The 18,737-nt window shown below is 37.7% G+C and carries 15 protein-coding genes and 1 pseudogene; 12 read left to right on the top strand and 4 right to left on the bottom strand.

Annotated elements, in window-relative coordinates; genetic code table 11:
* The first annotated feature begins 90 nt into the window (after nucleotides 1-90).
* The 5 genes from CEF17_RS07970 (at nucleotide 91) to CEF17_RS07950 (ending at nucleotide 3,985) form a co-directional block, all read left to right on the top strand.
* Nucleotides 91-588 (top strand): metal-dependent hydrolase, encoded by a 498-nt coding sequence (locus CEF17_RS07970; RefSeq protein WP_100399068.1) that lies wholly within the window; start codon nucleotides 91-93, stop codon nucleotides 586-588.
* Between the two features lie 78 nt (nucleotides 589-666).
* Complete coding sequence (locus tag CEF17_RS07965) at nucleotides 667-1,008, top strand: YflT domain-containing protein (RefSeq protein WP_269799449.1); 342 nt, start codon at nucleotides 667-669, stop codon at nucleotides 1,006-1,008.
* Nucleotides 1,009-1,181: 173 nt separating this feature from the next.
* On the top strand, nucleotides 1,182-1,445 hold the full coding sequence (locus CEF17_RS07960; RefSeq protein WP_100399067.1) for a hypothetical protein: 264 nt from the start codon (nucleotides 1,182-1,184) through the stop codon (nucleotides 1,443-1,445).
* A gap of 413 nt (nucleotides 1,446-1,858) precedes the next feature.
* On the top strand, nucleotides 1,859-2,728 hold the full coding sequence (locus CEF17_RS07955) for a DMT family transporter (RefSeq protein WP_100399066.1): 870 nt from the start codon (nucleotides 1,859-1,861) through the stop codon (nucleotides 2,726-2,728).
* Between the two features lie 408 nt (nucleotides 2,729-3,136).
* On the top strand, nucleotides 3,137-3,985 hold the full coding sequence (locus tag CEF17_RS07950) for a malate synthase (protein WP_100399065.1): 849 nt from the start codon (nucleotides 3,137-3,139) through the stop codon (nucleotides 3,983-3,985).
* A gap of 1,477 nt (nucleotides 3,986-5,462) precedes the next feature.
* Here CEF17_RS07950 and CEF17_RS07945 read toward each other — a convergent pair.
* The gene (locus CEF17_RS07945; RefSeq protein WP_100399064.1) at nucleotides 5,463-5,723 is read right to left on the bottom strand and encodes a hypothetical protein; all 261 of its coding nucleotides are present in this window, start codon (nucleotides 5,721-5,723) and stop codon (nucleotides 5,463-5,465) included.
* A 1,047-nt stretch (nucleotides 5,724-6,770) separates the two neighbouring features.
* Here CEF17_RS07945 and katG point away from each other — a divergent pair.
* From katG to CEF17_RS07915, 6 genes are all read left to right on the top strand, one after another.
* Nucleotides 6,771-8,948 (top strand): catalase/peroxidase HPI, encoded by a 2,178-nt coding sequence (katG, locus tag CEF17_RS07940; RefSeq protein ID WP_100399063.1) that lies wholly within the window; start codon nucleotides 6,771-6,773, stop codon nucleotides 8,946-8,948.
* 478 nt (nucleotides 8,949-9,426) lie between these two features.
* Complete coding sequence (locus CEF17_RS21030) at nucleotides 9,427-9,723, top strand: TIGR04104 family putative zinc finger protein (protein ID WP_100399062.1); 297 nt, start codon at nucleotides 9,427-9,429, stop codon at nucleotides 9,721-9,723.
* Nucleotides 9,724-10,969: 1,246 nt separating this feature from the next.
* Nucleotides 10,970-12,526 (top strand): IS21 family transposase, encoded by a 1,557-nt coding sequence (istA, locus tag CEF17_RS07930; protein WP_232725458.1) that lies wholly within the window; start codon nucleotides 10,970-10,972, stop codon nucleotides 12,524-12,526.
* A gap of 1 nt (nucleotide 12,527) precedes the next feature.
* On the top strand, nucleotides 12,528-13,295 hold the full coding sequence (gene istB / locus CEF17_RS07925) for an IS21-like element helper ATPase IstB (protein ID WP_100399060.1): 768 nt from the start codon (nucleotides 12,528-12,530) through the stop codon (nucleotides 13,293-13,295).
* Between the two features lie 106 nt (nucleotides 13,296-13,401).
* Nucleotides 13,402-13,641 carry a hypothetical protein gene (locus tag CEF17_RS07920; RefSeq protein WP_100399059.1) on the top strand — a complete coding sequence of 80 codons (240 nt, stop codon included), beginning with the start codon at nucleotides 13,402-13,404 and terminating at the stop codon, nucleotides 13,639-13,641.
* Nucleotides 13,642-13,764: 123 nt separating this feature from the next.
* Entirely contained in the window at nucleotides 13,765-15,285 is a 1,521-nt protein-coding gene (locus tag CEF17_RS07915) for a YheC/YheD family protein (protein WP_100399058.1), read from the top strand.
* A 379-nt stretch (nucleotides 15,286-15,664) separates the two neighbouring features.
* Here the strand turns inward: CEF17_RS07915 and CEF17_RS07910 are convergent, their stop codons facing one another.
* The 3 genes and pseudogenes from CEF17_RS07910 to CEF17_RS07900 all read right to left on the bottom strand — a co-directional run.
* On the bottom strand, nucleotides 15,665-16,231 hold the full coding sequence (locus CEF17_RS07910; protein WP_100399057.1) for a DUF4256 domain-containing protein: 567 nt from the start codon (nucleotides 16,229-16,231) through the stop codon (nucleotides 15,665-15,667).
* Between the two features lie 193 nt (nucleotides 16,232-16,424).
* The gene (locus CEF17_RS07905; RefSeq protein ID WP_100399056.1) at nucleotides 16,425-17,204 is read right to left on the bottom strand and encodes an ABC transporter permease; all 780 of its coding nucleotides are present in this window, start codon (nucleotides 17,202-17,204) and stop codon (nucleotides 16,425-16,427) included.
* A gap of 20 nt (nucleotides 17,205-17,224) precedes the next feature.
* A pseudogene (locus tag CEF17_RS07900) lies at nucleotides 17,225-17,557 on the bottom strand (carboxyltransferase domain-containing protein); the annotation flags it as partial.
* 433 nt (nucleotides 17,558-17,990) lie between these two features.
* Between CEF17_RS07900 and CEF17_RS07895 the strand changes: the two are divergent.
* The gene (locus CEF17_RS07895) at nucleotides 17,991-18,572 is read left to right on the top strand and encodes a LysM peptidoglycan-binding domain-containing protein (RefSeq protein ID WP_100399055.1); all 582 of its coding nucleotides are present in this window, start codon (nucleotides 17,991-17,993) and stop codon (nucleotides 18,570-18,572) included.
* Nucleotides 18,573-18,737: the final 165 nt, after the last annotated feature.

Genomic DNA, 18,737 nt, shown 5'->3' with positions numbered 1-18,737 from the left:
CGCTCAAGAAGCGGTCTTTTTTCATTCTACCCAACATTATAGAATTTACCATAATATAATTATGTTAACTTATACAAGGATGGTACATATATGAGATTAGGAACACACTTAATAGGAGCGACAGCAGCTGCCTCTGCCTATTATACAATCAGTCCATTATCTTTTACTGATATTGCAACAGCAGGTGGTGTTTATTTGGCTAGCAGCATTGCAGGAGGATTATTACCTGATATATGCAGTCCGAGGTCCTGGATAGGGAGAAGGCTGCCCCTGATTGCCACCATTATTAGCAAAACGTTTGGACACCGGACATTTACACACAGCTTTCTGTTTTTATTTATTATTTATTTCTTTACTCAGTCAATAGAAGGGGAGTGGGGGATTGCAGTTCAAACAGGTCTGTTAGTTGGGATAGCAAGTCATTTGCTTCTTGATATGATGACTTCTCGAGGAGTTCATTTATTTTTTCCAATTAAATTTCCAGTTCGTTTTCCTTTTTTTACTAAAACAGGCTCAACGCTAGGGGAAGGGAGTATTGCTGTACTTCTTACTCTTTGGGTGGTTTATTTTGCTGTTACTTATTTGTAATGTTCAAGTTAGTTTTAACCTTCTACCAACGGGGTAAATCTATTTCTGAAACGAATTAACTTCAAGGAGGCGATTTATTTGAGTACACACACATTGCTACGCACAGACGAAGAAGTTATGGAAAAAGTAGAATCATTAAAAAGCCAGGGAATAAATGAAAACAATATCTATGTTCTTTCCCATGATAAACAGCATACTAATCAGCTTGCAGATGAAACGGATGCAAATACAGTTGGCACTACGGAGACTGGATTAGATACTACTGTGAAAAACCTTTTTAGAAAAAAAGGTGATGAACTGAGAGCAAAAATGCAAGAAATGGGCATTGATGAAACAGAAGCAAATGAACTCGAGGAAGAACTTGATGAAGGTAAAATACTGGTTGTTGTAAAAGATGAAGGACCAGATGCAAACCTTTAAGTGTGAATTTCTTTAACAAACTACATTTGTATTGAACAAAAACCTGGATAGTCGGCGTTATAAAAGCGTCGGTTATTCAGGTTTTTTATATTAATGATAAAGGAGTAAATTTTGGGAAAAGTATTATTGTAAAACAAACTTGTGAGGTAAAAGTTAAATACGGGGGTGGAGATTTGAAGATACAAGGTAACATAATTGCAGGTGAGTTTGATGAAAAAATGAATGAATTTACGTTGCAAGAGATCAAATATTTTGCAACCCAATCAACACTTAGGATAAATCAATTTAATACACTTTATGAGTATTTGTGTAAACACCAAAATGAAAGTGACAGACAAGTTTTAACACTATATGACCAAATGCCAGTATATTTAACAAAAAAGGAAATAAGGCAATTAATAGAAGACTTAAGGACAATAAAACCATTATACAATTAAGTAATTACAAAAAATACTTTTCAACTAACGCTCTTCAATTGTTGAAAACTCGAAATGGAGTTAAATTTGAGGCCCTCAGTAATATGGACCTCATCTTTTACCCTTATCCCTTTACCGTAACGTTTATTTTGCATAGATTGTTATACCTCTTACTTCTTATAATACACGATTCAATTTAACTTAGAGAATACCTGTTGTTGTTTCATTTTCTCTTATAAAATATACCGATTCTTTCATATTGCATGGGAGGTGATTTAGGTTTAGCTGCGAGACATTAAAGGAATTATCATTAATGCTATTAAAAAACATATGTTAGATTAGGACTGTAAAGAGGATAGTTTGGTCCTTAAATTCACGTTCTGAAGATCACGTTGGGTTTCTAATAGCGTATACTTATCTTATGGAGGCACACTATGAGATTTGCAGGTGTAGGCTTAGTTATGCTAGCCGCTATTTGCTGGGGCATTAGTGGAGGAATTGCAGATATCCTAATGACCAAGGGCTGGGATCCTATTGTGATATCCCTTTACCGAGGGGCTGTTGGTTTTATATGTTTTTTTGTGTGGTTTCTCTTTCGCTTTAAACGAAATTGGATCTACTCTACTCGTTTTTACATATGGTCCCTATTGGCAGGTATTGGTGTTGCTGGAAATTTTACTTTTTATGCTCTCAGTATCCAAGCCTCAAGCATTGCTGTTGCCGTTACCTTAATGTATACCGCACCTGTTTTTGTCCTTTTAATCTCCTTTTTATTACGAATAGAACGTTCATCTTGGTTTAAATGGGGATGCATTTTCGGGATACTTCTGGGGATTATCCTGCTTACAGGCGCCTACAACACTGACTCAATTTCAGTAAGTTTTTTAGGAGTGGCAGCTGGGCTTGCTGCTGGCCTTTCTTATGCATTGTTTATATTCGGGTTTAAAAATGCTTCTTCTATCGGAAAGCCGCAGACCACCTTAACCATTGCCTTTTTTTCGTTTTGTCTCCTCCTTTTTCTTTTTGCGGACAATGAGGAAGCAGCTAGTGTGATGACATCAAGTGATATAGGATGGTTTCTTCTATTAGGGATCGTAGGGGCTGGAATTTCATTTATATTCTATGTGATTGGTATACGGTGGACTGCTCCCACAACTGCTTCGATGGTCGCCATGGTAGAGCCGGTGACAGCTTCATTATTTGGCTTTCTACTTCTTGGAGATCATTTGACTACCATTCAACTTGTTGGAATGGTGGTCATCCTAGGTACAGTCACCGTGCTTAGTGTGAAGCAGTCCAAATAAGAAAGTTGCTATCCAGCAATTAACTTAATATACAGGCACTAAAATAAAAATGAAGAGACTTATGAGACAGCCTCTTCCTTTTTATTTTGGACTATTTATTGTTTGTAAGATAAAACACTTTTCAGATACTCATGGAATTCTGTAGGAATTATTTATTATCGATTTCTTTTGCGGATGTACAGATTTTGCGCCCTTTTGGAGGCCTTCTTTATTGCTATCTTAAGGGTATGGGTAGTGCAAAACTTTATTTTAACTTATGATAAAATATGTTGTCAATAATAAATTTGAGATTTTTTCAAGAAAATGTTATAATAGTTTTGTTATTGTTTTTTCAATCGTATTCTGAATTTCGCTGTATTTTTCTGCAAATAAAATTATGGATACGTGTCTACAAGGAGGACTTGAATAATGAATCTAATCAATAAGAAAGTTACCCACAAGCATTTTGGTATGGGTAGTATCGTTAAACATAATGACACTATTATAGAAATAGATTTCGCATCGGAAAATAAAAAGTTCGTTTTCCCTGATGTATTTGGCAAGCACCTAAAACTGCATGATAAAACTGATGCTGATTCACTAGAAAATATTATACAAAAAAAGGAAAACGAACGAAAGAAGGAAGAATGGAAGAAGGAAGAGGAAAGAAAATTACAACGAAAAAATCAAGAACTGCGCTTGGAACATAATAAACTTATGAAAAATCATAAACTTCATTCCGAATCACAAATGGTTTTTTGGTGTGATACAGAAGAACAGAAAAGTTCTTTGTCAGAGTGGAAGGTTTTTGCAGGCGAAGTAAAAAGCGGTAATAACAAAGGGAACCCAAACAAACCTATCCGCTTGCACCAAAATAGCGCTGTCCTGTTAACAGCAGTAGATTCCAGTGAAAAAGACAGACGTATTTTAGGTGTTTATATGGTGAATGAAGATTTTATTGGTAAGCTCTGTGAAGATGGATATATTCCTGCTCATTCAAAATACAAACTCCTACTTACAGAACAAGAATCGGAGCAAATGTATTTCTGGAAATATTATGTAAATGAAAAATCCCCCCATAAAATGACATGGAAGACAGGTAAATACCGTTATTTTGAAAATACTTTGATGGCACAAATTTTGCTTGATATAGTTGCGTTAAAAGATAACTCAAAAGACCGAGAGCTGGCACAACAATTCTTTGAACATTTTTGTAAAATGAATCAGTTAACAGAACAAGATTTACCAAAGCCAAATGGTGCATTAATGCGTATATAGACACAAGCCCAAAGATAATAAGAATGGCAGGGGGCTGACACATTTTCCTACTATTCACCAATGCAAACAGTGCCCTGACACTGTTTGCTAATAAATCACTAACCAGTTTTGTAAATAAGAGAACTGAACTGTTTGATATATCCCCTTTAGTTAGACATGAAAAAAAGAGAGCATGATATTATGTTCTTAATCGTCTACCTGGAGGGGATTTTTCTGTGGAAAAAATAAACCTTTAAAGTATATACAAAGGGTTTAATGCGTGAAGTGGTACGTTTGAAGATGGAAGAGGGATGGCCTTACAGATGACTCCGTGAACGTTTTGAAAGTTAGAGTGACCCCCAGATTCTGAGTGGGTAAAGAAAGTTCAGAATGAGTAATCCTTTTATGATAAGCGAGGTCAATGGAACAAGAAGAAATTTAAAACCATGTAAGAGAGTTAAATAGGAATGTTTCTTATATGCGCAACAATAAGAGGGGATGCAAAGATAGGATTTAAAGAGTAATAGCAAGAATTAAAACAATTGTATTATAAGATTTATTGAGATCAAGTTAGCAGAATAACAAAGAGCTGTTTTAGCTGAGGCTCCATTTAGAAAAAGTCAACGATACTTTAAAGGCCTGCAACTAAATTCACGATAATAACAAAAAAGTTAAAACCTCAAGATAAAACGGTGAAAAATCTTTAAAAAATAAAAAATCGTTACTTAAACAAGGAAAATTTTATTTAAAAAGTAGCTTTACTAAAACAAATTTTTAAATTCTGTCTCATTATCTTAAGATTACTACTTTTTTGAGACAAGAAAATAAACTTCAATTTAACTTCCTATAATATATATTATGTAAACAAGATAAAATTTAATTTAACTATCGGTTACCTTCCACCTTGGCATCCCTTCATTATGATTGAATTGCAACATTTCTTCTACTGGCGATGTAGAACCATCCCTGTCAGTTATATATCAAGGTGTCTTTGTTATTGTAAGCCCAAATCACTCCATCACATATTCACATATTTCCTTATGGGTTAACTACCGTGAATGGTTATTTTCAAATTCAAATCCCAGAATGACTTTCTCATAATTTAAGTTAGGATAATTCTTGGTAAACATCAGTCTTTGATCCGTCTTTGCTGCCGGATTTTCTGCAGCACTGCCTAATAGCCTAATAAATATCGCTTTGTTTTTTCCATTTAATAGCTCAGCAAGTTCGTATTTTTGGCCCTATAACCAGGAAAAAGAAGCAAATTTTCTTTTCATCATCCTCCTCTTTTCAATGGCTTATCTTACTAATATAATAACTTTGCAAAAGATAAAGAAAAAAAAGGAGTCCATAGCATGGATTCCCTTTTTATTATACCCCTATTTTCCAGAATGTTCGCTGAAGCTGCATGCAGAGGGATCATATGCTCTTTAATGAGTGGCCACCTGACTCGCGTACTTTCATCATATTTCTATAGTGCATAAAATGAAGTGATTTTTTAGCTGCTCTTTTTTTGATTTCCCACCGAATAAAGGATTGCAAGGTGGCTTAAAAACTGATGGATACTCTCTTCGTCGATTTTTCTGTCTTCAATTATCTTTTTAATATCTTCTAGCTCTTCTGGAGAACTGTCTAAAATTTCATTAATTATAAATTGGCTGTCCATCAAATGAATGGTGTTTTTCACAGTGAAGCAATATCTTTTATTCTCTTTTACATGCAACTCAAAGAAATTTTTTAAATGCAATCGGTTATCCATTTAATACCAAACCACTTTCTTTTTTTATTAAAAGTAGTGCGCGTTACTTCCTTGTTTTCTATTTGTATTTCTGCCCATCTGTATTTATGAACGCAGTCACATGCTATTTGGGATTTTATAGTGATTCTCTTTTGCGTTCCTACTATTATTTCGGCTTCATGACTTGAACACTACTGTTATTTCGAATTTTAATCGTAATCATTACGATATTTATTCCTATTATATCGTAATGATTACGTTTTGTAAATTCGTCCTCTCCTACTTAGTAATAGCAAGGATCATAATCCTTAAAAGTTTGGACTATCATTTTCTTTTATACCGACTACCCACCGATTATGACAGCTACTTTGCACTTTGTTAGGGTATTACCATTGTTTTCACATTGCCCTTACTATTTCTATAACTAAAAAAGTTCACCACGTATGGATGAACTCTTCGTTTATTGATTATATGCTTTTAGAAAAAGGTTTATGCCTTACCATTTACTACGTACTACGAAGCATTTATTTAAGACTTCGATTTGTTTTAGAAATATTGAATGAACTCTCTTTTTGAGGAGTCGTGGGCTCAATGTCATTCCCTAGTGAATTTACTAAGAGGAAGTGTGAATTTTTGAATAAGTTTTACAAAGAATGTGAGGGGTATAGAAAAGAAATTGATACTGATTTCTGCTCACTTATCCTTTTAAGTCCGAATAATTCCTTCTTCTTTTCTCCTTCTTTCAAGTAGAAAGAAAGACTCCATACAATAGGTCATACAGTTAATCACTTCACCATATCATAAGGATGATATTTTCTATAAATGTTTACAGATCTTCTTGTTCCCTTCCCTCTCCTCTGCTCTAAAAATACCTCCTGGAGTCATTTAATAACTGTTTATTTCCTACCTGTGTAATTTTTAAGTATTTTTAAAGCGTATTGTTTTTAATTAAAGAAATAATTTATTATAATTATAATGTAATAATGAATATTACTTCCGTAATATAGTTTCATAAATAGGAAGATTGTTCATTTTGTAAATTCAAAATAGAGAGGGGAAACGTTTATAATGAAAGACAATGAAAACATCGAAAAATGTCCGTTTTCACATGGAAGTTCTACGAGAAATTCCTCCAGCGGAACGACGAACAAAGACTGGTGGCCAAATCAGCTGAATTTAAACATTCTTCATCAGCATGATACGAAGACAAACCCACTGGGAGAAGATTTTGATTATGCAGAGGAGTTTAAAAAGCTGGACTATCAAGCTCTGAAAAAGGATCTTCTAAATCTCATGACAGACAGTCAAGATTGGTGGCCTGCCGACTATGGTCATTACGGCCCATTCTTCATCCGTATGTCATGGCACTCAGCCGGTACTTACCGCATGGGAGATGGCCGCGGAGGCGGCGGCAGCGGTTCTCAGCGTTTTGCTCCTCTTAACAGCTGGCCGGATAACGGTAACCTTGATAAGGCCCGTCGACTGCTGTGGCCTATAAAACAGAAATATGGCAACAAGATCTCTTGGGCTGATCTTCTTGTTTTAGCTGGGAATGTAGCAATTGAATCCATGGGTGGCAAGACTATTGGCTTTGGAGCCGGTCGAGAAGACATCTGGCACCCGGAAGAGGATGTCAACTGGGGCCCTGAAACAGAATGGCTTGGGGATAACCGTTATTCTGGCGATCGAGAGCTTGAGAATCCTCTGGCTGCCGTACAAATGGGCTTAATCTATGTAAATCCTGAAGGTCCAAACGGGGAACCGGATCCTGTCAGAAGTGCACAGGACATTCGTGAAACATTTGGACGGATGGGAATGAATGATGAAGAAACTGTGGCCCTTACAGCCGGTGGTCATACGTTTGGGAAGGCGCACGGTGCAGGAAACGCTGACCTTGTAGGTGCAGAACCAGAGGGATCTCTTATTGAAGAGCAAGGCTTTGGCTGGAAGAGCACACATGGCACTGGTCATGGCCCTTATACCATCACAAGCGGAATCGAAGGGGCATGGACACCAACCCCGACAACATGGGATAACAGCTATTTTGATCTCTTATTCGGATATGAATGGGAGCTGACAAAGAGTCCGGCAGGTGCTCATCAGTGGAAGCCTGTTGACCAGGATGAGGAACATATGGCTCCAGATGCAGCAGATTCTTCCAAACGTGTCCCTACTATGATGACCACAGCGGATATGGCCATGCGAATGGATCCAGATTATGAAAAGATTTCCCGCCGTTTCCATGAAAATCCGGATGAGTTTGCTGATGCATTCGCGCGTGCATGGTTCAAGCTTCTTCACCGTGACATGGGTCCTCGTGACCGTTATCTTGGCCCGGAAGTTCCAGATGAAGAATTTATCTGGCAGGACCCTGTTCCAGCTGTAGACTACAAGTTAACAGAGGCAGAAATTGAAGAACTCAAAAAGAAAATCCTTGAAACTGACCTTACAGTGAGCGAACTTGTCACTACAGCTTGGGCTTCAGCAAGTACCTTCCGCGGGTCTGATATGCGTGGTGGTGCGAATGGAGCACGTATTCGCCTTTCCCCTCAAAAGGACTGGGAAGTTAATGAACCTGAAAAGCTTTCTAAAGTGCTGAACGTGTTAGAAGGCCTGCAAAGCCAGCTTGATAAGAATGTCAGCCTCGCCGATTTGATTGTATTAGGCGGAACGGCGGCAGTGGAAAAAGCGGCAAGGGATGCAGGAGTTGACGTGATCGTTCCGTTTACACCAGGACGAGGCGATGCTACCCAAGAGCAGACAGATGTAGAGAACTTTGAAGTGCTAGAGCCTTTCGCGGATGGATTCAGAAACTACCAGAAGAAAGAGTATAGTGTCAGCCCAGAAGAACTCTTAGTAGACAAGGCACAGCTGTTAGACTTGTCAGCTCCAGAAATGACGGTCCTTGTCGGCGGGATGCGTGTGTTAGGAACTAATTACGGCGGCACAAAGCATGGCGTCTTTACCGACCGTGTCGGAACACTTACGAATGACTTCTTTGTGAACCTTCTGGACATGGGAATTGAGTGGAAGCCTGTAGACAGCCTCATTTATGAAGGCCGTGACCGCAAAACAGGTGAGGTTGTTCGGACTGCTTCAAGAGTGGACCTCGCATTTGGTTCCAACTCTATTCTGCGTGCCGTTGCAGAAGTATATGCGCAAGACGACAACAAAGAGAAGTTTGTGAAGGACTTTATCGATGTCTGGGTTAAGATGATGAATGCCGATCGTTTTGACCTTAACTAGAATGCTAGAATGATTGCTGACTATTAATAGATTGTACTCCCCCCTCTTACATACGAACCGCTCATGTAAGAGGGGTTTTTTCAATTCCTCCGCTCTCTACTTTTCCTGACAAGTGATAGACCGCCTAAAATACAACAACCCTACCTGGTCTACCTCTATCGTTTTATTATTTTCTATACACTCATTCTTTGTTTGTAGATAACCGCTGTAACTGAAAAGAGGAGTAACAAAAAATAGTGACAAGAATGAAATCGACAAGATTCCTATTATAATAAATCACTTTCTCATACTCTGTCTCATTTTACCGCCCTTTTCTTCTATTATTCTTTAACCATCATTTGAAATCATTCGTGTTACTTACCTTACCTGCAGCTTTTATATTCCTCGACCAAAGTTTATTAAATAAACATATTCAAGGACTTATGATGGACTTTTGTCTGAGTATATAATTGAATTATTTTCTTAAAGGAGGTACAAAATGCCAACTTGTCAACACTGTTACACAAAGTGGGCATGGAAAGAAACGTTAAAAGGAAATTTTTCCTTACATACTGCACTGATTTGTCCTTACTGTAATGCAAAACAGTATCCTACAGCTAAGACAAAAAAATTGTCGTTTGTCATGTCACTTTTCACCCTCTCGCCCATGGTTTTGAATATGGTTTTTTCTTTAGGGTACATAACGATTCTCCTCATGTTTTTAATTGGTGTGTCTATGATTCTGATATCGCCCTTCCTTACTAAGGTATCAAACATGGAAGAATCAATAATTTGAAAAATAAATTGAAGTTTTAAAAGGTGAGCATTCTTCGACATCTGATGCTATTTTATTTCAGCTGAAGATATGTATGTTACACTCATAGCAAATGCATGCTGGAGGGTACATAAATGAAAATTTTCATTACTATTCTATTAATTTTAGCTATTATTATGGTTTTAGTTGGAGTTAGAAAGAAAGACCGTAAGATAATAACGATTTCCTCTATATCTACTATCGGACTTCTTGTGTTGTATATGTTTTTATTTCAATTATAATTTTTGTATTGATTTATAAAAGTAAAAGAGTACGAGCCTTAGAACTTTTAGTTCTAAGGCTTGTTTTTAAAAAGTACATAGAGTAGCAGGTATTTCCTTTGCATAATGATTTGGTGACACTCTGTCGATAACTTATTTATCTGAAAAAAGAAATTTGAAACGGTTCCTTGTGTTTTATAATACAAAGAACCTGAGTGTTTCCACATATAGAAAGAATGTTTCTAAGTCGTTCCAGCAAAAAGTTCTGATCATACCATTTTGCCCCTCTGAACAATCACTTAATATTTGTTCAGCTATAGCTGACACAACAGCACTTTTGGAATCAAAGTGTAAATTCTCTGAGCACGATCCTGCTTCATTAACGATTTAAGCAACAGATGCCATTTTAGTCCCCTTTTGATTACTTTACAAGCTGCTTCAATTATTAAGTCATACTTGTTCCCCCTAATAATATCCCCCAAAAAATAACTGACGGTGATTCATTCTACAGGAAGCTTTATTTTCTCTACACCGTTACAGATTTATTGTTAAAGCTTAAGGCAACCAATATATCCTTCCTGATTAAAAATTCAAAGAAGTCTTTTAAGATTTACATAAGGATACTTAGATAGTTATTAGCAAACAACATCCTCTCTACCATTTGGCGGTATTGTTCTTTTAAATAAAAATCACTTAAAGTACTTATTTTTTTCACCAAATTTGCTTGTTTATTTCTCTTTAGTTTATTCCTTCTGCGAATCTACCTATGTATAGCGTGAATGGTACTTTTCACCCCGTCTTAACAACTGATTGTCTTGACCCTAATATTTCTAGGTGTGTAACTATTACTTTTCAGCCCATAAGTAGTCTTTTAGGTAAAGGAACAATCCCCTGTAACTGCTAGACTAAGTTGAACAGTTACTGCTTGATTGATTTGAGCGCTTTTCCCCTACTTAACACCTCTTGTCATGTACACTATAAAGAAAATGTGTGACTGGCGGAGGGGAATGAAGGTGGAGAAATTGGAAAAGCATGTTTATGTTCATCAGCTAAGAAAAGAAGGGTTTTCTGTGGCAGCGATTGCTAGAAAGTGTAACTTATCAAGGACTACTGTTTATGCTTACTTGAAGAGGGATTTTGAGGATGCAAGCGAATGGGTGTACCAACTAAAAACCAGGAAGCGGAAGCTGGATCCTTATCAAAATCATTTACTCCAGTGGTTAAAGGAACACCCTGACCTTTCGGCTTCTCAGATTTCAGATTGGTTAGAAGAACGTTGTTCTTTTAAAGATGTGGGGGCAAGCACTGTTCGAGCTTATGTTAAAGAACTAAGAAAAACATATTGTATTCCTAAAGTAAAAGAAGTCCGAACCTTTGAAGCCATCGAAGAACTCCCAAAAGGCAAACAAATGCAGGTTGATTTTGGAGAAAAGAAAGTTTTTACTTATGAAGGCAAAACTAAAAAGCTATACGTTATTGCCTTTGTCCTCTCGCATTCTCGCTTTAAATACGCAGAATGGCAGGATCATCCGTTTACGACTCAGGATGTGTTACGAAGTCACGAGAATGCCTTTCAGTATTATGGAGGGATCACAGAAGAAATTGTTTATGACCAAGATAAATTAATGACCGTCAGTGAAAATGGAGGTGATTTTATTCTGACAGAAGACTTTCAGGCTTATAAGCAACAAAGAGGATTTCGGATTTACTTATGCAGGAGAGCAGATCCTGAATCAAAAGGGAAAGTAGAAAACACAGTAAAATTCGTAAAACACAACTTTGCGAAACATCGAGTATTTTATGACATAGAAACATGGAATGAGCAATGCCTTGCCTGGTTAGAACGCAAGGGAAACTTCCAAGTACACAATACAATAAAAAAGAGACCAGTCGAAGTGTTCGCCCTGGAAAAGCCACACTTACGAAAAGTCTCTTACCTACTCTCTTTCGAGAGTCACCGTGGGTTAAGTATATCAAGAACCGTTCATAAGGACAACATCATAAAATATCATTCGAATCGCTACTCCGTCCCGTTAGGGACTTACCAAGCAAACGGAGAGAATACGGTGTACGTGCGCATAGAAGAAGGACACCTTATTATTGAAAAAACTCCACAAGGAAAGCAGATTGCGATTCATCCTCTGGCTGTTGGAAAAGGCCAGCTTATCAAGAACACTCACCATTCCCGAGACCGATCAAAAGGTATACCTGCTTATATGGAAACAGTAAAAGGCTCCTTTGATCAGAAAGAGGATATCCAACGGTTTCTTGAAGAGATCCATCAACGTTACCCAAGGTACATAAGAGACCAATTGAAGATTCTCCAACGTGCCGTGAAGCAGTACCCTTCTTTCGCTCAACAAGCGATTGAAATATGCATAAAAGAAAATTTGTGGAGTGCCAACTCGTTTGAAGATGTAACCAGATATCTAGCAAGGAACCAACAATTTGATCGGTCCCTTCTCCCAGAAAACCTTCCTTCCATTCCTTATTCAAAAGCGTGGGAGGAAACAGCAGAAGTGAGAAACTTGGAAAGCTACCTGAAGATTTTGGGAGGGGCCTAACATGAGTCTTTCTACGGAAAGTTTACAACGACAATTTCATCAACTTAGGATGGCAGAAACATCTAAAAGGCTGCCTCTCTTTCTGAGAGAAGCTGAAGCCCAATCCTGGACCTATCAAGAGTTTCTTCATGAACTCCTTACTTATGAAGAGAAGCGTAGAGAGGAAAAAATGATTGAAAAACATTTGAAATGGGCAAGGTTTCCGTATCAAAAGACCTTGGAAGAGTTTGACCTTGCGGAGCAGCCGTCTCTCAGTCAAAGACAGCTAAAGCAGCTCAAAGAGCTGTCTTGGCTGGAACAGACGTTTAATTTAATCTTTCTGGGGCCACCTGGCATTGGAAAGACGCATCTAGCTATTGGTTTGGGGTTGGAAGCCATTCATAAGGGATTTCGAGTTTCTTTTATTTCGATGGGAGAACTTGTACCCCTCTTAAAAACAGAGGAATACGTTCGGAAATCTCAGTTATCTATGAAACGTATTCGACAGGCTGACTTGGTTATCATCGACGACTTAATGTATATGGCTATGGATCAACAAGAAGCTAATTTATTTTTTCACTTAATCAATCATCTATATGAAAGAAGTTCAGTCATCTTAACTTCGAACAAAGGGCCCGAGGAATGGGGAGAATTGATCGGAGATCAAGGTATCACCACGGCCATCTTGGATCGCCTTCTCCATCGCTCGGAAGTCGTTCACTTGAATGGCGGCAGTCATCGAATTAAGTATCGTAAATCTTTGTTTCAAGCGAAAAGTGCTCAAACATAACGAGCAAAAAATGTTCATTTCCACTTGACGGTTACATCCCCATACAGTTTGACGAATATGATGGTTATTGTTAACACACTACCACAACGGTTAAGGAGGCTAAACAATGGGTGTAACAACATTGTGTGTAGTAACTGTACAGATTACTGCAATAGATGGGGTGGTATTACCGGAACCAATCACGGTTTTTGCAAACCTTACTTTCCCTTCAGAAAATGGAATTGTTACTATTGATGTACTAGGAGTAAGTGTAGAAGTACCATGTCCAACTATTGACTTTGAAACAACAATAGACGTAGCGGGCCTTGGTGAGGTAACTCTTTTAATTCAAGCTCAACACGTCTAATATTTCTCAGTACTAACATGAGTTGCTAGGCGGAATGATAACCATTCTTTAATGCAGCTCATGTTTACATAGTTCTTAATTTTCTGAACTATACAAACGTTGATGTAGGGAGGGTTCCTTATTATGAAAAAAAATCCATTAATAGGAATACTAGTGCACAAACCTAAAGGACTAAAATATTTTGACTTGGTTTCCTCTTTACAAGCTGATATTTTGGTGTTTAATGCGAAAGGGATTGATTGGAAAAATAAAAGGATTCAAGGGTATGCGTGGCAGAATAATCAGTGGGAGAAGGTAATAAGTCCGCCACCCCAGGTTATATACAATCGAAGTTATATCTCGCATAAAGGACTTTCAAATAGATTAGAGAAACTCGTTGGAAAGGGAAAAGTATTTAATTGCATGACTAGATTTGACAAATGGACAATTAATGATATCTTACAGAAGACAATAATGAGTCACTTCGTTCCAGATACTTTTCTTTTTAAATCCCATACATTTTTAAAGTTGTTATCCAGTTATCGCAAGCTAGTGCTTAAGCCATCTAAAGGAACTCTAGGGAAACAGGTATATTTGGCAGAACAAACCCCTGAAAATGAATACCGGCTTTACTCTAATATATTTACGGAAAAAGCAATATCAACTAACGAATTGAGAGGTAACATGCCTACGTTAGGAAATGAATGTAGCAAAATACCAATACTGAATGCTTTAATTAATGAGAAGGCAAACAATCCTGCAAAAATTAATACATCCAATAAAGATGAGTTCCTTTTAAAAATCGGGCAATTTGCTCAAAGCGAAAGGTTCTTAGTTCAAGAATATATTCCCTTTGAAAAGGTCGAGGAAAAAATATATGATATACGAATTTATGTACAAAAAAATGAGCGTGGATTGTGGGATACTACTGCTATGCTTAGTAGAATAGGAAGTCCAACCTCCTTTATTACGAATCATAGTACCGAAATAAAAAGTGTAAAGGAGATTCTAACTCACAGTTCCCACCTTTCTGATAAAGATATAAGCCTAATGAAAGGAATTTCTTTGTTATCTGCACGAACTATTGAAAGGAAGTTAGGTCACTTGGGCGAAATATGCGTAGATTTTGGTATAGATCAAACTGGAAGACCATGGATTATTGAAATAAATGGAAAACCCCAGAAACATATAATTAAGAGAATTAATGATATAGAGGTGACAAAAAGCCTTTATCAAATGCCAATTAAATATGCAAAATTTCTGGTTAAAAACAAACATTCTCATAAATTCTCAGGAAAAAATGCTACCTTAATTAACTTTCAGGACACCCACTTTAACAGGTTATATTTTTATGTTATATCTTATTTAAAAGATGAACGTTACCTTGCAGAATCGAATCAAAATAAATACAAACCAAAAGATAATAATAATTCTATTTCCTCAAAACCTAAATCTACTTCTCATCAATCACTCATTTTAATCAATTCAGCTCCAATAGAACAGTTACAGAAAATCCCAAATATAGGTCCAAAAAGAGCAAAAGAAATAGTTTTACTGAGAACTAACAAGCCATTTACTTCTTATGAGTGCCTATTAAGAATTAAAGGAATTGGGGAAACAAGAGCCTATGCGATAAAAACGGCTCAACTTGTTTCTTTTGACTAAAGTGATAACTTTCTACTATCTATTTAAGTGAAATTTAGCCCCCAGATCCTCTTTCAAGCTTAAGGTAATAAAGTGCAGTTGAGAATGTCTCAGAAAACTTAATAGTGAACTATTTTGGATGACCTAGCTCTATTCCCAAAATGTATAGTTTGAAGAAGACGAAACTTATAAGTTTTCTTTGTATTTTAGCAATAAAAGTTCTTTCCAGTACTTCGGGTACAGTTCTTATATATGGATGTGAAGCCTAAGAATTTCCTGTAACCTTTTCACAATTGCTATTTTGCAATTCCGCCCATTCCTATCCCTTTTTAACCCTGCAAGATGGCAAATCAAGCTGTGTAAATTTACTTCTCAAATTTCATGTTAGCACGGACAACATTCAGACCCTTAGCGAGCCCCGGAAACCTCTGGCAGCATAGTAGGATTCAGCTCCATTGTGGTACACAAAAACATGATCGTAGCGGCGGTCACAAAAGATGGCACCGCCAAGTTTTCTTATACTAGCAGGCGTTTGCACCCAGCTGGAAGTTTTCATATCGAAATTTCCAAGTTTCTGCAAATCCCGGTATTGTTCTTCTGTTAAAAGTTCAATGCCCATGGAAGTTGCCATATCAATAGCATTATTTTCTGGTTTGTGTTTTTTTCTTGATTCCAGCGCTTCCTGGTCATAACAAACACTTCTGCGACCTTTAGGACTTTCTGTTGTACAATCATAAAATATGAATTCGCCTGTTTTTTTATCCTGACCTACTACATCCGGTTCACCGCTAGTTCTTTCCATTTCATTGAGTGACCATAGTTTTTCAGGGTTTTCTTCTAGTCTGGCTTGAACTTTTGTCCATTCAAGACTTTTATGCCTGTTCATATTTTTTTCAAAACGGTCTTTCAAAGTGCTAAGTAGTTCTTCGCGTTGTTCCAGTGACAGTTCCCTCTTTTTCTTTGTCATAGTAAGTCCTCCTTGTTTGTGCGCCTTCTATTATAAGAAATAATCTGGAACTAGTGGAAACAAGTATTAATCTGCACTAGCATTTAAGAAAGAAACGACTCTTCCTTTCAGCAATCAAACTCTCTACTGTTATTAGGAATAAAATACAACCGTTTCTGGTATAAAACGTACGTTCTGCTATACCTCAGGGTTATTAACTGGCCATCTCTTTATTCTTCAACACAAAGCTGGCCGCAGCTAACAACGCAATAACCGACACTAATGTTACAACTAAGACGAGAGCGAAGCTTGTATCTAATCGGCCTTCCATTGCCATCGTTCCTACAAGATCCAATGCCATTGCCGGGCTCCATGTCATCCATTGTTCAAGAACACTTGTAGTGATTGAAAGCCCGATGACCGAAGTTAGAGTCGCAAATGCGACAAGACCAGAAATCTTGGAGAGGGCATTAAAAAATACGGTCAGCGTAATAATAAAAGTAAACCAGAGCCCGTATAGGAGGAAGCTGTTTAACATGACCCCAAACGAAAGGGATCCAAACAAGAGGTTAGTATAATACCAACTGGCCAAATACCCCAAAAATAATGATAACCACCCCAGCACTATCATTCCTGCCCATTTCGCTGTTACATAAGATGCATGCGGAACAGGCCTGACTAGAATGAGTCCAGCAACTCCACTACGTCTTTCTGATGAAATCAATCCCATGGAAGCGAATACAATTACCAGGATGCCCAACATATTGAACTGCGATGTAGTCATCATCAGGACTTCGCCTGGGGAAGGCATAGGCATTTCAAAAACCGCTCCTTCAGGCAATCCACCTACACTTTCCATTATAACCGGCATGTAGTATGTAGATAATGGTTCTGTCAGACCTAATATAATAAAAACAAGCGGCATCCATATCCATTTGAAATTTCTCCACATTTCCAGACATTCTTTTTTCCAGAGCTGGATCCACTGGTTCATTGATTCACCACCTCCATGAACAGGTCTTCTAAAGTAGTCCGGGCAACTTCAATTTGGTCAAAGAATCTAAGGAGCCAAGGTTTTCCTGGTTCAAAACTTTCTGTATGCCTGAAACGGTTCCACATCTGTATGGTGCGCCCGACAAACTGATAACCACCGGGTCCCTCCATTCCGTAAACGCACATGTATGCTCCGCCAATTCCAACAGCATTTTCAGGTGTCCAGGTTCGTGCGGGATTATATTTTGTCGTCACCAAGCGATGACGCGGATCAATTGGTGTGGCTACGGGGGCACCAAGATATACATCCCCTAGGCCAAGGACAAGATAGTTTGCATCAAAAACAATATTCTTCTTACAAGTTACTTCTTCTCGTTGGGAAACCGATTTCTTATTCAATTAAAATGATAGATTTATTCTAGTAATACTTGTTCGGTAGGAAGAAAACAGGGTAATGTCAACTTTTTTAATCTCATTTCTTTTAGGCTCTGTTAGCTCTTCCTTTCTTGTTTACTTACCAGTGCCCCTATATCCATCTCCTAGTATCATAGCTTCGCTTGTTATTCGAGATCATTGTCTCAACCAGCCTCAAACATGTTTCTATGAGTAGGAGGTGGACAGTTTACTTGACAGTATCCTTTGTCCCCGTTCGCTCTATGTAAATTCATGTTAACATTAATTCCCTTTTTAAGGACACCGAACGAAAAAGCAGTCGTATAATTATACGTTTAACATCTTCCTGTCATAGGAATGGGATTATATAGTCTTTTAAAAGGAGGAGATTACTTTGAAGAAAACTTCGGTAGTACTCGTCCCTATTTTTGCAGCTGGTGCGGTGTTTGGAGCAAGTGGTTTGACCGCAGGAGCTACAACGACTTCATCTACAACAGTAGAGCCCGGTGATACTTTTTGGAGCATCGCTCAGGAGTATAATATGACAAATCAAGAAGTTATGGACTTGAACCAGGGACTTGATCCGTACTATCTTCTTCCTGGCATGGAAGTTATGCTTGAGACTGATGATGGATCAGGTGATTTTGACGGAGCAGAAACTCACACTGTTGAAAAAGGTGAAACATTCTACAGCATTGCCCAGCAATATGATGGAGTTACTGCAGACGAATTAAACAATATTAACCATGGTCTTGACCCTGATGCAATTCCAGTTGGAACTGAAATCTTACTGGAAAGAGTTGAGGACCCAGGTTATGTAGACGGTCCATTCACTCACAGAATTGATGAAGGTGAAACATTCTACAGCATTGCCCAGCAGTATGAAGGTGTGACAGTTGATGACCTTAAGGAAGAAAACCCTTATTCCGACCCTAATAAACTGACGATCGGAGCCACTATTGGCATTCCGGAGTAAAGATAAACAGCTTTAAAAATACCTCCGTTTTCTTACGGAGGTTATTTTTTATTTAATGGCTCTACACTATTTGTTGGGTTTTAGAAAAATTAGCTATAAAAAACACGCAATCTCCGATATCCTTTACACTTGAATTGTCGAAAAACAAGGTAAGGATAGGAGTTG

The sequence above is a fragment of the Bacillus sp. FJAT-44742 genome (assembly GCF_002797315.1).
GTDB classification, from domain to species: Bacteria; Bacillota; Bacilli; order Bacillales; family Marinococcaceae; genus Thalassorhabdus; species Thalassorhabdus alkalitolerans.
The sequence above is the reverse complement of the archived record's forward strand: the minus strand, read 5'-3'. Positions and strand labels throughout refer to the sequence as shown.

Excerpts from the sequence above, each read along its gene's own strand:
- CEF17_RS07970 (WP_100399068.1), top strand. The coding sequence starts at position 91 with ATGAGATTAGGAACACACTTAATAGGAGCGACAGCAGCTGCCTCTGCC.
- CEF17_RS07955 (WP_100399066.1), top strand. The coding sequence starts at position 1,859 with ATGAGATTTGCAGGTGTAGGCTTAGTTATGCTAGCCGCTATTTGCTGG.
- CEF17_RS07950 (WP_100399065.1), top strand. The coding sequence starts at position 3,137 with ATGAATCTAATCAATAAGAAAGTTACCCACAAGCATTTTGGTATGGGT.
- CEF17_RS07945 (WP_100399064.1), bottom strand. The coding sequence starts at position 5,723 with ATGGATAACCGATTGCATTTAAAAAATTTCTTTGAGTTGCATGTAAAA.
- katG (WP_100399063.1), top strand. The coding sequence starts at position 6,771 with ATGAAAGACAATGAAAACATCGAAAAATGTCCGTTTTCACATGGAAGT.
- CEF17_RS21030 (WP_100399062.1), top strand. The coding sequence starts at position 9,427 with ATGCCAACTTGTCAACACTGTTACACAAAGTGGGCATGGAAAGAAACG.
- istA (WP_232725458.1), top strand. The coding sequence starts at position 10,970 with ATGAAGGTGGAGAAATTGGAAAAGCATGTTTATGTTCATCAGCTAAGA.
- istB (WP_100399060.1), top strand. The coding sequence starts at position 12,528 with ATGAGTCTTTCTACGGAAAGTTTACAACGACAATTTCATCAACTTAGG.
- CEF17_RS07920 (WP_100399059.1), top strand. The coding sequence starts at position 13,402 with ATGGGTGTAACAACATTGTGTGTAGTAACTGTACAGATTACTGCAATA.
- CEF17_RS07915 (WP_100399058.1), top strand. The coding sequence starts at position 13,765 with ATGAAAAAAAATCCATTAATAGGAATACTAGTGCACAAACCTAAAGGA.
- CEF17_RS07910 (WP_100399057.1), bottom strand. The coding sequence starts at position 16,231 with ATGACAAAGAAAAAGAGGGAACTGTCACTGGAACAACGCGAAGAACTA.
- CEF17_RS07905 (WP_100399056.1), bottom strand. The coding sequence starts at position 17,204 with ATGAACCAGTGGATCCAGCTCTGGAAAAAAGAATGTCTGGAAATGTGG.